The following is a 12,809-nucleotide window of genomic DNA, read 5'->3' as shown; positions in this document are numbered from 1 at the left end:
CTCAGTTCGTCTCCTGCAGTTCGCCCGCGGAGCGGGGGTAGGACATGGCCAAGAACATCGCGGCGAGAGCACCGGCGGCCAGCGTGATCCAGATGACGAGGAGGCCGTCAAGCGCCACGCGTCCCGTCGGGGTGACGTATGCGGAGGTCAGCATCCGAATCACCGCTGCTCCGACGGCGATGCCAACGGACAGCGCGAGCTCGTTCAGTCCTGCGGCGGAGGAAGTCTGGTTGACCGGTACGCCTTCCACGGACAGCGCGCGGGTGGCGGCCTGGTACAGGCCGATCGCGAAGTTGAAGAACGTGAAGCCGACCAGGTAGCCCATCAGCGAAGCGTGTGCGACCGCGATGACGACGAAGCTGATCGTCAGCATGAGTCCGGCCAGGACGAGCACGGCCCGCTCGCTGATGCGCGTCATGAGTCGTGGCGCCATGAGCGACGCCGCGAACGAGGCGAGGGATGTCAGCGAGCGGATGACGGCGATGGCCAGGGGGCTGAGGGCGTGTCCGAAACCGGCCTCGCCGGGATCGGCGCTGAGGAAGATCCCGTTCGTGCCGAAGTAGCAGATCGAGGAGAAGCCGAACAGGAACGTCACCGCTGTGATGGCTCGAATCGGCCGGTGCTGGAGCATCCTCAAGTCGAGGAACCGTTGCGCCCCGTCCGCTGGGCGGCTGTCGAGGCGGATCCAGACCGCGAGCGAGACGACGCCGAGAACGCCTGCGACGAGCGTGCGCGGGTCGGCCCATCCCCATTCGGGCCCCATCGACAGTGCGACGACGACGCCGAGGAGGCCCAGCGTCGATGTCACGAGAGGCAGCACCGAAAGCGGCTGTCGGGTCGGCGTTCCGACGTCGGGGAGCACGTACGTGCAAGCGACGGCGGCGAGGGCGAACGGCACCCCGACCCAGAAGCCGAGCTCGGGGTGGCGAACCCCGACGATGCCGGCCAGCAGACCGCCGGTGCCGATCGAGATCATGAGGACGCCGATCAGCGTGCTCACGCCCGAGCGGGTGTGGGTGGGAGCTGCGACGCGCAGGATTCCCATCATGAGCGGGATGAATCCGACGACGCAGGTCAGGGCGACGACGCCGACGGTGACCGTGACCATGGACGGCGCAACGGCCATGAGGATCGCGCCCGCAGCGGTGATCAGGGTTGAAATGCGCAGAATTCGCCGGTATCCGTAGCTGTCGCCCAGCCTGGAAATGATCGGCGTCAGGATCGCGAAACTCACGTTCGAGATGAGGAACAGCCCGCTGATGGTGGGATCGTCGATATTGAAGACCGGGCCCAGCGCGGGAAGAATGGGGTTCAGGTATCCCTGCGTGACTCCGCTCAGCGATTCGATGGTCGCCATCGCGACGAGCATTCCCACGATGGCTCTTCGAGGCATCGTCGCTTCCGCGAGTTGGGGTTGTGAAGCGGTCATAACGTCCTTCCGAGACGAAACCACAGCAAGAATGGTGGACGCTGCGTGACTTGAGACACATACCGTAGAAGTCGACCGCGGCGTTGCGAGGAAATATACGAATTCCGCCTTGGAGGGGAGGGTGATGCAGGATTCTTCCGTCTTCGACGAGGTCGAGCTCGAAATCGTGAACGCGCTCCAGGTCAATCCGCGGGCGAGCCTCGAGCGCCTGGGTGATGTGCTGGGGCTGTCGCCGGCCACGATCGCGCGCCGCTGGGCCGGACTGCGCACCCGTGGTGACGCTTGGGTCACCACGGCGCCCGGAGCGAAATTCGGTTCCGTGGGAGCCTCGGCCTTCGTTCGCGTGTCATCGGCGCCGAGCGGTCTTCCTGCGGTGCTGGCCAGGCTTTGCGACCAGCCGCAGTTCGCGACGATCTCCCTCGTGACCGGCCAGAGCGATGTTTTCGTCGACTGCATCGCGTCGTCCAGCCAGGTCCTGGCGGATGGCCTTGACCAGGCGTTCGAGGGACTCGATGCGGTCACCCGTCGCGAGGTGCTCGTCGTTGTGCGCACGTTCCGGCAGGGCAACGAGTGGCGCGGCAACGCGCTGGGGCCTGGCGAGGTGCGAGCGCTCGCGCAGGAAAGGCTGTCCCCGCAGCGCGAAGCGGCCATCGATGACGTTGATGCGCGGCTGATCGCCGCCTTGGGCGAGGACGGTCGCGCGACGTGGCACGCGCTGGGCGGGATCGCCGGCGTTTCGCAGCAGACCGCCCGTCGTCGCGTGGAGCGCATGCTCGGAAAGGGCTACGTCGCGCTCAGGTGCGACACGTCGCTGGGCGGAATTCCAGTGGGAAATGTCGAAGTCACGTTGTTCGCGAATGTTCCCAGTCGAGATCTCGACACCGTTGGAGAACATTTCGCGCTCCAGTCGGCTTGCCGGGTCGCCGCGGAAGTGCTCGGCGCCGCCAATTTCATGTTGACGCTGTGGGTGCAGCAACTCAGCGATCTTCGGCACTATGAAGATCAGCTCGCGCAGATCTGCCCGAAAGCCGTGATCGTCGACCGGCAGTCCGTCATGCGGACTCGAAAGCGTTCGGGGAATGTTCTTGAGAACGACGGGCGCCGAGATCGATATGTGCCTATTGCTCTCTGGGGCTAGTTGATCGAGTTGTGTCGGGGTGGGTCGTGCGTCCCGAGGTCTCCCGTGACGTGCGGGTTGTGTCGGGGCTGTTGATGCTGACGGTGCTCGAGCACGTCCCGACAGGGGCCGTCGGCGCGTCTAAAATTGACTGATTCAAGAAAAACTGATAGCTCTTGGGGTACTGGTGTGACCGTCAGGGGCGGCTTTCGCAACTGCCTTCGGGGGCACTGGACGAACGACTGACTGCTGATCCACCGAGGAGCCAGTTTTGACTGCGAACAACCAGAAACCGTTGACCACGGTGGCCGGTGCCCCGGTCCCGGACAACCAGAACTCCCTGACCGCTGGTCCGCGCGGCCCGATGCTGCTGCAGGACGTCTGGTTCCTGGAGAAGCTGGCGCACTTCGACCGCGAGGTCATCCCGGAGCGCCGGATGCACGCGAAGGGGTCGGGCGCGTTCGGCACCTTCACGGTGACCAACGACATCACCCAGTACACCAGCGCGAAGATCTTCTCCGAGATCGGCAAGAAGACCGATCTGTTCGTCCGCTTCTCCACCGTCGCCGGTGAGCGCGGCGCGGCCGACGCCGAGCGCGACATCCGCGGCTTCGCGGTGAAGTTCTACACCGAGCAGGGCAACTGGGACGTCGTCGGCAACAACACGCCGGTGTTCTTCTTCCGGGACCCGCTGAAGTTCCCGGACCTCAACCACGCGGTGAAGCGCGACCCGCGCACCAACATGCGCGACGCCGAGAACAACTGGGACTTCTGGACCAACCTGCCCGAGGCGCTGCACCAGGTCACCATCGTGATGTCCGACCGCGGCATCCCGGCGTCCTACCGCCACATGCACGGCTTCGGCTCGCACACCTACAGCTTCATCAACGCTGAGGGCGAGCGGTTCTGGGTCAAGTTCCACCACCGCACCCAGCAGGGCATCAAGAACCTGACCGACGCCGAGGCCGAGGCCCTGGTCGGCAAGGACCGCGAGTCGCACCAGCGCGACCTGTACGAGTCGATCGAGAACGGCGACTTCCCGAAGTGGAAGCTGTACGTGCAGATCATGCCGGAGGCCGACGCGGAGAACTACAAGTTCCACCCGTTCGACCTGACCAAGGTCTGGTCGAAGAAGGACTACCCGCTGATCGAGGTCGGCGAGTGGGAGCTCAACCGCAACCCGGAGAACTACCACGCCGACGTCGAGCAGGCCGCCTTCAACCCGGCCAACGTCGTCCCGGGCATCAGCTTCTCGCCCGACCGGATGCTGCAGGGCCGGCTGTTCTCCTACGGTGACGCCCAGCGCTACCGCCTGGGTGTGAACCACCACCAGATCCCGGTCAACTCGCCGAAGTCCCCGGTGAACTCCTTCCACCGCGACGGCGCCATGCGCGTCGACGGCAACCAGGGCAGCACCCCGGGCATCGAGCCGAACTCCTACGGCCGCTGGCAGGAGCAGTCCGCGTACCGCGACCCGGCCCAGGCCGTGGGTGCCGTCGCCGACCGGTTCAACTACCGCGAGGACGACGACAACTACTTCGAGCAGCCGGGCAACCTGTTCCGCAACATGTCGGCGGAGCAGCAGCAGGTGCTGTTCGAGAACACCGCGCGGGCCATCAACGGCGCCTCCCAGGCGACCGTCGAGCGCCACATCGCCAACTGCACCAAGGCCGACCCGGCCTACGGCGAGGGCGTCCGCAAGGCGATCGAGGCGTTGGCCGCGGGCGAGCTCTGAGAACTTCTTGTTGAACTCGTTTGCGTAGCGGTGCCGGTAGCGGAACCTCAGAGCAAAAGATCAAAAACCAGGGTCGAAGACAGGCTCTGAGCCCAGGTTTGACGACCCAGTAGCGGGGCGGCGGTCGCTTCGGCGGCCGCCGCCCCGGTCTTCGTCCCGACCAGGAAAGAAGCACTCATGAGCGGACTCACGCCGGAGCAGATCCAGCGCGTCGTGGAGCTGGCGATGGACCTGGCGCGCGAAGGCCGGACCGAGCAGCTCCTGGAGTTCCTCGACCACGGCCTCCCGGTCGACGCGACCGACCCGGCGGGGAACAGCCTGCTCATGCTCGCGGCCTACCACGGCCACGCCGTCACGGTGCGCGCGTTGCTCGACCGCGACGCGGATCCGGACCTGCGCAACGACCGCGACCAATCGCCCATCGCGGGAGCGCTGTTCAAGGGCGAAGAAGAGGTCGTGAGGGTGCTCCGCGAAGCGGGCGCCGACCTCGACGCGGGAACGCCCAGCGCCCGCGCTGCGGCCACCATGTTCGGCCGCGAACACCTGCTCGGCTGAGTCGTACTCCCTCCTTCCCCGGTCGGGGACCCTCCTGGCGTCAGCGAAAGAAAATCTTTCGTCTTTACGCAGTCTTGTCGGAAAGATGTTGCTTCTTCTTGCAACCCTGATGTAATTCTTGTTGACAAGTGATGCGTGACACGGCGTCCGGGAGGCCGAAGATGACCGCTCAGCACGAGACCGTTCGCGACGTGGCACCGACTGACGTACCTGCGCCGCGCGAGGCGGGGACCGACGTCGTGGAGGCCCTGAAAGCGCAGGTCACCGGCGACCTGATGAACATCGTCGTGGACCTCGACGCGGGCGATGGCTGCAAGCTGCGCGACGCGCGCGACGGCACCGAGTACCTCGACCTGACGATGTTCTTCAGCTCGGCACCGCTCGGGCACGGCCACCCCGGCCTGCGGACCTCCGAGTTCGAGGCCGCGCTGGTGCGTGCCAGCCGGGTGAAGCCGTCCAACCCGGACTTCGCCACGTTCGAGCAGGCCCGCTTCGCCGAGACGTTCCGGCGCGTGGTCGGCATCGACGAGCTGCCGCTGCTGTTCTTCATAGACGGCGGCACCCTCGCGGTGGAGAACGCGCTGAAGGTGGCCTTTGACTGGAAGACGAAGCTCAACGCCCGCAAGGGAATCGGCGTGCGCGGCTCCCGCGTGCTGCACCTGGAGAAGGCCTTCCACGGCCGCAGCGGCTACACGATGTCGCTGACCAACACCGACCCGACGAAGATCCGCGACTACCCGATGTTCGACTGGCCGCGCATCCCCAGCCCGGCGATCGAACCGGGGGAGCGCTGGGACAGCGCCGAACTGCTGCCCGAGGAAGTGGTGGCCCTCGACGCTGCGCGCGCCGCGATGCAGCGCTACGGCCGGGAGATCGCCTGCTTCGTCTACGAGCCGATCCAGGGCGAGGGCGGCGACCGCCACCTGCGACCCCAGTTCCTGCTGGCGGTGCAGGAGTTGTGTCGGGAGAACGACGTGCTCACCGTCGCCGACGAGGTGCAGACCGGCATGCTGACCGGCCAGGCGTGGGCCCACCAGGCGCTCGGCCTGGAACCGGACCTGGTGGCGTTCGGCAAGCGCCTCCAGGTGTGCGGCGTGATGGGCGGTCGCCGAGTCCTGGAGATCGCCGACAACGCGTTCCGCGAGCCCAGCCGAATCAGCTCCACCTGGGGCGGTTCCCTGGTCGACATGGTCCGCGCAACCCGAATCCTCGAGGTCGTCGAGACCGAGGGGCTGCTCGAGCACAGCCGCCAGATGGGCTCGTTGCTGCTGGGCGAGCTGCGCGACCTGGCGGCGGAGTTCCCGTCGTTGGTGAAGGCCCCGCGCGGCCGCGGCCTGATGTGCGCGATCACCTTCCACGACCCGGCCAAGCGAGACCAGGCCCTGGCGATCGCCCGAGACAGCTACAAGACCCTGTTCCTCCCGTCCGGTCCGGACTCCCTGCGCGCCCGCCCGCCGCTTTCGGCCCGTCCGGAGGAGTTGGTCGAAGCGGTCGCAGCTCTCCGCAAGACCCTCGCCGACCTCGTCTGACCCGAACGCTCGACGAGTGCAGGGCGCTTTCGGCCAACTCGGTCGAAAGCGCCCTGCACCGTTAGATCCAGCCCTCTTGCCAGGCCTTGCGGGCGGCTTCGTGGCGGGTTGAGACGCCTAGCTTCGTCATCGCTGAGGAGAGGTAGTTGCGGACCGTGCCCGGGGCGAGGTGGACCGTCGTTGCGATGGTGGCGATCGTGCCGCCTTGCAGGGTGTGGGTGAGCAGTTCGAGCTCCCGGTCGGTGAGGGGGCAGGCGTCGCTGGTGAGTGCGCTGGCTGCGATCTCCGGGTCGATGTAGCGGCCGCCGTCGTGCACGTCGCGCAGGATCACCGCCAGGCGCGATGCGGGCGTCGTTTTGGGGACGAAGCCGCGGATTCCCGCTTGCAGGGCGCGTTTCAGGACGCCGGGGCGCGCGTGGCGGGTGACCAGCACGACCGGCACCTCCGCGCCGACCTGGCGGGCGGCCTGCACGCCGTCGAGCTCGGGCATCTCCAGGTCGAACACCGCGACGTCCGGCGCGTGCTCGCGCACCGCGCGGATCCCCTCCGCGCCGTTGCTGCACTGCGCGACGACCGACAGGTCCGGTTCCAGGTCCAGCAGCGCCGCGAGGGCGCCGCGGATCAGGTCCTCGTCGTCGGCCAGTACCACTCGGATCACGATGCCCTCCCCGGTTCTGCGGCGGTTCCGCGCAGTTCGAACCAATCGTCCACCAGGCTCGCTTCGACGTGGCCGCCCATCGTGCTGAACCGCTGGCGCAACCCGTCGATGCCCGAACCTGGCGCGCTGTTCGGTGGTTTCACGCGGTCGTTGCGCAGCACGATGCTGGTGCGCGAACCCTCGACGACGACGCTGAGCTGGCAGTTCTCCGCGCGCGAGTGCCGCAGGATGTTCGTCGTGCCCTCGCGCACCAGCGCGCCGAAGAGCGGTTGCAGCGGTGGCGGCACAGTTGTCGCGTCACCATCCACAGTGGTCTGAACTCCGGCGGCTTCCAGGATCTCGCGCGCGTTCTCGAGTTCGGTGGTGAGCTTGCTGCCGCGGTATCCGTGCACCACGTCGCGGGTGTCCTTCAGCGCTGTGCGGGCGAGTTCGGCGATCTCGGCGGCTTGTGCGCGCGCCGCCGCGTCGTCGTGGCCGACCAGGCGCTCGGTCAGCTCGCCCTTCAACGCGATCACCTGCAGGTGGTGGCCCTGGATGTCGTGCAGGTCGGCGGCGAACCGGAGGCGTTCGTTGGCGACCGCCAGCTCGGCGCTGACCGTCCGAGCCCGGTCGAGTTCGAGCACGATGTCCCAGAACCACACCGCGATGATGATCACGAAGATGCACATCAGGACGATGAACATCGCGTACGCACCGACGATCAGACCGAGGATCGGGTCGCTCGGCTGACCGGCGAAGACAGCGACCGTGCCGGTCAGCAGCACCGTGCCGATCGTCAGCGGCCAGCGCAGCCGGTACGGCGCGGCCGGCACGTGAATCCCGGCGAGCCCGCCGACCGGCATCGCCCACAGCACACCGCTGGGGTGCTGAGCCAGCGCGTAGGCCATGGCGCCCAGCGCGGCCGCGAAGACCGCTGCGTTCTGCAGCGGCCGGTGCTTGCCGTGACCCAGACCCTCCATCAGGCTGGTGGAGAGCCACACGCCGTCGACCACGGTGGCCAGCACGATCAGCGCCAGCACCACGACCCCGACGGTGCTGTAGAAGCCTTCCTCGACACCGGCCACCAGGTTCGCCAGCGGGAACACCGCGTAGACCGGTTGCAGCGGCACGAGCGACCACCAGGTGAAAGTGCGCAGGCGCCGGATGCGGCGGGGGTCGAATTCGGGAACGCTCACCCGTCCAGCATCGGACATTCGCGGCGATCGGCCGATCGATATGACATGAGTCATCGATTTCGCTGACAGAACAGCGCAGGACCGCTGACGGAACGCGCTACCGGCGCACTTCCGCTCCGACGACGCTGGTTCCCATGACAACACCAGTGATCAGCGTGCAGGGCCTGCGCTGCCGCTACGGCGAGTTCGAGGCCGTCCGCGGGATCGACTTCGACGTGCAGGCCGGCGAGCTGTTCGCCCTGCTCGGCACGAACGGCGCGGGCAAGACGACCACGCTGGAGACCATCGAAGGCCACCGGGAACCGAGCGGCGGAGTCGTGCGGGTCTTCGGGAAGGACCCGCGGCAGGACCGCTCGATCCGCCGCCGGATCGGCATCATGCTGCAGGAGGGCGGTTTCGCCGGCGACCTCACGGTGCTCGAATCGGCGGAACTGGGCAGCGCCCTGACCACGCGTCCGTCCGATGTGGACGAATCGCTGGCTGCGGTCGGGCTGTCCGGGCGGCGCGGGGTGCGCGTCCGGCAGCTCTCCGGCGGCGAGCGCCGTCGTCTCGACCTGGCGCTCGCGCTGCTCGGCGAACCGGACCTGCTGTTCCTCGACGAGCCGACCACCGGGATGGACCCGGAATCCCGCCGCGCCACCTGGGACCTGGTGCGCGGACTGCTCGCGCGCGGCACCACAGTCCTGCTGACCACGCACTACCTGGAGGAGGCCGAACGGCTCGCGCACCGGCTGGCGATCATGCACGAGGGGCGGATCGCGGTGTCCGGGCGGCTGATCGACGTGCTGGCCGCGCACCGCGCGCGGATCAGCTTCGACGCCCAGCGCGACGCGGTGCTTCCGCCGCTGGCCGGGACGGTGACCGTGACCGGCACGCACGTCGAGGTCCGCACCCCTGACCTGCAGCGGGACCTGCACGCACTGCTGTCGTGGGCGGACGGTCGGCTTGAGCTGAGCGGGCTACGCGCGCACCACGCATCGCTGGAGGACGTCTTCCAGGGCGTCCGGGAGGAGGCACTGGTCGCATGACTTCGGCTGTTCTCGCCCTCGGGCGCACGGAGTGGAAGCTGCTGTCGCGGAACAAGGCCGTGCTGCTCAGCGCGACGACCGTGCCGCTGCTGCTCGGATTCGTGCTGGCCAACAACATCCCCGGCGATGCCGGTCCGCTCGCCTGGGCCGGGGTGCTGGGCATGCAGCTGCTGGCAGTCCAGGGCTTCACCGTCTACTTCACCACGACCGCGACGCTGGCCAGCCGCCGCGAGGACCGCTACCTCAAGCGGCTGCGCAGCGGTGAGGCGTCGGACGCGGTGATCTTGGGCGGGCTGCTGCTGCCGGTGGTCCTGCTGGGACTGGCCCAGACGGTCGTGGTGATCGCCATCGCCGTCGCCATGGGCGCGCCGACGCCGGTCAACCCGTTTCCGCTGGTGCTGGCCGTGCTGATCGGGACCGCGATGTCCCTGGCAGCAGGCGCGGCCACCAGCGCCTGGACCGCGAGCTCGGAGCAGGCGCAGATCACCACCATGCCGTGGTTCATGGCGCTGATCGGCGGTGCGGTGTGGGCGTCGATGAGCGCCGAGATCACGCCGCTGATGCACCTCGTGCCCAGCGGCGGAGCGATGGACCTGGTGCGCGCGGCGATGACCGGCGGAAGCGCCCTCGACGTCCTCCCCGCCGTCGGCTCCCTCCTGGCCTGGACAGCCCTGCTGACGCTGCTCTCCCGCACCTGGTTCCGCTGGGAGCCCCGCACCTGATGCCTGCCGGTTTCGCGAGCTCGGGGGACTCGCGAAACCGGCACCTGCGGCTCAGCGCCAGGAGGGGAGCCAGAGTTCGGCTTGCCAGTGCTCCGGGGTGATCGGGTTTCCGTTGAGGACCGGCCAGAGCCAGATGAAGTTGGCGACCACCAGGCCCACGTACAGGGCCACCGCGAGCAGGCCGGTTCGGCGCCGTTCGAAGTTGTGCTGCTGGGTGCCGAGGACTTCGCCCAGCACCAGGACGATTCCCAGGACCAGGAACGGGGCCAGCGGCGTCGCGTAGAAGTAGTACATCTGGCGGTCCAGGTTCAGGAACCACGGCAGGTAGCCCGCGCCGTAGCCCACCAGCACCGCGGCGTAGCGCCAGTCCATCCGGCTCGTCGCGCGCCAGACCGCCCAGCCCGCGACCGGCAGCGACAGCCACCACATCGCTGGCGTGCCGATCAACATCGTCGCCTCGACGCAGTTGGTGCGGCCGCAGCCCGGCACCCCGGACTCGTAGTAGTAGAGCATCGGGCGCATGCCCATCGGCCACGCCCACGGCTTGGACTCCCACGGGTGCGGAGTCTTCGGCGTCACCAGGTGGGTGTGGAAGTCCAGCACGTTGAACTGGTAGAAGATCAGCGACCGCAGCGGATCCGGCAGGAAGCCGGCCCCCACGTCGTCGTGGAGGAGCACGGCGTGCCGATCGGTGGCCGTCTCGCTGGCGAACCACAGCGCCCAGGTTCCGAAGTAGACGAGCAACGGGATCGCCACCAGCGACCACAGCGCGGGCGCGGTGTCGCGCAGGAGCGCGGCCCGCCACGGGCGCGGCACCCCAGCCGATCGCCTGGCCAGCGCATCCCAGATCACGCTGAGCAGGCCGAACGCCATGATGTAGTAGATGCCGTTCCACTTGACGCCGCAGGCCAGCCCGAGCATCAGCCCGGCGCCGAACCGCCACCAGCGGAACCCCAGCCGCGGACCCCAGCGGCTGTCGGCCAGCCGGCCGTCCACGCAGACCTGCCACATCCGGCTGCGCACCTGGTCGCGGTCCACCAGCAGGCAGGCGAACGCGGCCAGCAGGAACATCGCCTGGAAGATGTCGAGCATGCCGACGCGGGACTGCACGTGGCTGACCCCGTCGCAGATCAGCAGGATCCCGGCGATCGCGCCGAGCATCGTGGAGCGCGTCATCCGGCGGGCGATGCGCACGACCAGCAGCACCATCAGCGTGCCGGTCAGCGCGGCCATGATCCGCCAGCCCCACGGGTTGTAGCCCAGCAGCCACTCGCCGATCGCGATCATCTGCTTGCCCACCGGCGGGTGCGCGACGAGCTCGTAGCCGGGGTTGTCCTCGTAGCCGCCGTTGCGCAGCATCTGCCACGCCTGCGGCACGTAGTGCTTCTCGTCGAAGACCGGCGTGCCCTCGTTGGTCGCCCGGCCGAGGTCCCACAGCCGCACGACCCCGGCGACCAGCGTGATCGCGAGGGTGACGAGCCAGCCCCGGAGCCGATCGGAGGGCATCGTCACGTCCAGCAGCGGGAGCGGATCGCTCTCGCCCGGTTGCCGCGCCGGTGGTGTGCGGCCGACGTGGACGAGGTCGTCGGCGCTGCGGCCACCGGGATTGGGGACGAGGGCGCTCACGATCCCCGATCGTAGGAGACAAGAGCTGTTCCCGGTCCGGCGACGGGGCAGCTGGGGGTCACAGTTTCAATTGAAACTGTGATCCGCCAGGCGTGGAAACTACAGTTTCAATTGAAACTGTAGTTCCCGCGGACGGGGCGGGCTCGGGCCAGCGATTAGGCTTGGCGGTCATGGACTCCGGCACGTTGCTGCTCGCCGCCACGCCCCTCGGGGACATCCGCGACGCCTCCGCGCGCCTGATCGAGGCGCTCGGCTCAGCTGACGTCGTCGCCGCCGAGGACACCCGGAGGGTGCGGGCGCTGGCCAGCGCTCTCGGCGTCGCGCCGACTGGCAAGGTGGTCAGCTACTACGAGGCCGTCGAGTCCGCACGAGCCCCGATGCTGCTCGACGCGCTGCGCGAGGGACGCACGGTCTTGCTGGTCACCGATGCCGGCATGCCCAGCGTGTCCGACCCCGGGTACCGGTTGGTGACGGCTTGCGTCGAGGAACAGCTGCCGGTGACCTGCCTGCCGGGGCCGTCCGCGGTCACCACCGCGCTGGCGGTGTCCGGGCTGCCCTCGGACCGCTTCTGCTTCGACGGCTTCCCGCCGCGCAAGCAGGGGGAGCGGCGGCGCTGGTTCAGCCGGTTGGTCGCGGAAGAGCGGACCTGCGTGTTCTTCGAAGCGCCGCACCGGCTCGCCGACGCGTTGGCCGACGCGGTGGAGGTGCTCGGCGGGGAGCGGCGCGCGGCGGTGTGCCGCGAGCTGACCAAGACCTACGAGGAGATCCGCCGCGGCAGCCTCGCGGAGCTGGCGGCCTGGGCCGCTGAAGGCGTGCGCGGGGAGATCACCGTGGTGCTCGGCGGAGCCGAGCCGGCGGCGTCGGCCGACCCGGCGGAGCTGGTGGATCAGGTGGAGCAGCGCGCCGCGGACGGAATGCGTCTGAAGGACGCGGTGGCCGAGGTCGCCGAGCTCTCGGGGGTCCGGAAGAAGGAGCTCTACGACGCAGTCCTCGCCGCCCGCCGCTGACCTGCGGCCCGGTGCGCAATTTCCATTGAGCCTTTTTCATCCTGTCCGGCTGGTGACCGCGAAGCACGACCGACACCGCGCAGCGAGGGTCGCATGCGCCGCAGGCGCGTAGCCCACCCTCGCAACCGGCACTGCCGCGGGTTCTCAGACGTCGCCTGGCGAGGACAGCCCGTTTGCCGTGTATTGGACATACATAAAAACGGGATCCCGCAGCCAGGCGGCGTCTGA

General features: G+C 68.4%; 11 protein-coding genes. 7 read left to right on the top strand and 4 right to left on the bottom strand.

The window, feature by feature from the left end:
• Position 1: 1 nt before the first annotated feature.
• The gene (locus ACWCO2_RS33050) at positions 2 to 1,615 is read right to left on the bottom strand and encodes an MFS transporter (protein WP_450131725.1); all 1,614 of its coding nucleotides are present in this window, start codon (positions 1,613 to 1,615) and stop codon (positions 2 to 4) included.
• On the opposite strand from ACWCO2_RS33050, the gene ACWCO2_RS33045 reads away from it, so the two are divergent.
• The 4 genes from ACWCO2_RS33045 (at position 1,554) to lat (ending at position 6,365) form a co-directional block, all read left to right on the top strand.
• Positions 1,554 to 2,567: an Lrp/AsnC family transcriptional regulator gene (locus ACWCO2_RS33045; protein ID WP_450131724.1), complete on the top strand. Its 1,014-nt coding sequence runs from the start codon at positions 1,554 to 1,556 to the stop codon at positions 2,565 to 2,567. The genes ACWCO2_RS33050 and ACWCO2_RS33045 overlap by 62 nt on opposite strands.
• A gap of 250 nt (positions 2,568 to 2,817) precedes the next feature.
• Positions 2,818 to 4,281, top strand: a complete 1,464-nt coding sequence (locus ACWCO2_RS33040; RefSeq protein WP_450131723.1) for a catalase — start codon at positions 2,818 to 2,820, stop codon at positions 4,279 to 4,281.
• A 177-nt stretch (positions 4,282 to 4,458) separates the two neighbouring features.
• Complete coding sequence (locus ACWCO2_RS33035; protein ID WP_450131722.1) at positions 4,459 to 4,836, top strand: ankyrin repeat domain-containing protein; 378 nt, start codon at positions 4,459 to 4,461, stop codon at positions 4,834 to 4,836.
• 161 nt (positions 4,837 to 4,997) lie between these two features.
• Entirely contained in the window at positions 4,998 to 6,365 is a 1,368-nt protein-coding gene (lat, locus tag ACWCO2_RS33030) for an L-lysine 6-transaminase (RefSeq protein ID WP_450131721.1), read from the top strand.
• Positions 6,366 to 6,426: 61 nt separating this feature from the next.
• Here lat and ACWCO2_RS33025 read toward each other — a convergent pair whose 3' ends face one another.
• Together ACWCO2_RS33025 and ACWCO2_RS33020 are read right to left on the bottom strand one after the other, a co-directional pair.
• Complete coding sequence (locus ACWCO2_RS33025) at positions 6,427 to 7,023, bottom strand: response regulator transcription factor (RefSeq protein ID WP_450131720.1); 597 nt, start codon at positions 7,021 to 7,023, stop codon at positions 6,427 to 6,429.
• Positions 7,020 to 8,198: a sensor histidine kinase gene (locus tag ACWCO2_RS33020; protein ID WP_450131719.1), complete on the bottom strand. Its 1,179-nt coding sequence runs from the start codon at positions 8,196 to 8,198 to the stop codon at positions 7,020 to 7,022. Before ACWCO2_RS33020 ends, ACWCO2_RS33025 begins: the two co-directional genes overlap by 4 nt.
• A gap of 134 nt (positions 8,199 to 8,332) precedes the next feature.
• On the opposite strand from ACWCO2_RS33020, the gene ACWCO2_RS33015 reads away from it, so the two are divergent.
• Positions 8,333 to 9,226, top strand: coding sequence for an ABC transporter ATP-binding protein (locus ACWCO2_RS33015; protein ID WP_450131718.1), 894 nt, complete (start codon positions 8,333 to 8,335; stop codon positions 9,224 to 9,226).
• Positions 9,223 to 9,948: an ABC transporter permease gene (locus ACWCO2_RS33010; protein WP_450131717.1), complete on the top strand. Its 726-nt coding sequence runs from the start codon at positions 9,223 to 9,225 to the stop codon at positions 9,946 to 9,948. Before ACWCO2_RS33015 ends, ACWCO2_RS33010 begins: the two co-directional genes overlap by 4 nt.
• 51 nt (positions 9,949 to 9,999) lie before the next feature.
• Here the strand turns inward: ACWCO2_RS33010 and ACWCO2_RS33005 are convergent, their stop codons facing one another.
• Positions 10,000 to 11,574 (bottom strand): dolichyl-phosphate-mannose--protein mannosyltransferase, encoded by a 1,575-nt coding sequence (locus ACWCO2_RS33005; protein ID WP_450131716.1) that lies wholly within the window; start codon positions 11,572 to 11,574, stop codon positions 10,000 to 10,002.
• A gap of 170 nt (positions 11,575 to 11,744) precedes the next feature.
• Here ACWCO2_RS33005 and rsmI point away from each other — a divergent pair, with 170 nt between their 5' ends.
• A complete protein-coding gene (gene rsmI, locus ACWCO2_RS33000) occupies positions 11,745 to 12,581 on the top strand; it encodes a 16S rRNA (cytidine(1402)-2'-O)-methyltransferase (protein WP_450131715.1) in 837 nt (278 codons plus the stop codon).
• The last annotated feature ends 228 nt before the right edge of the window (positions 12,582 to 12,809 follow it).

It is taken from the genome of Saccharopolyspora sp. NPDC002376 (genome assembly GCF_053593195.1).
This window is presented reverse-complemented; position numbering and strand designations above follow the sequence as displayed.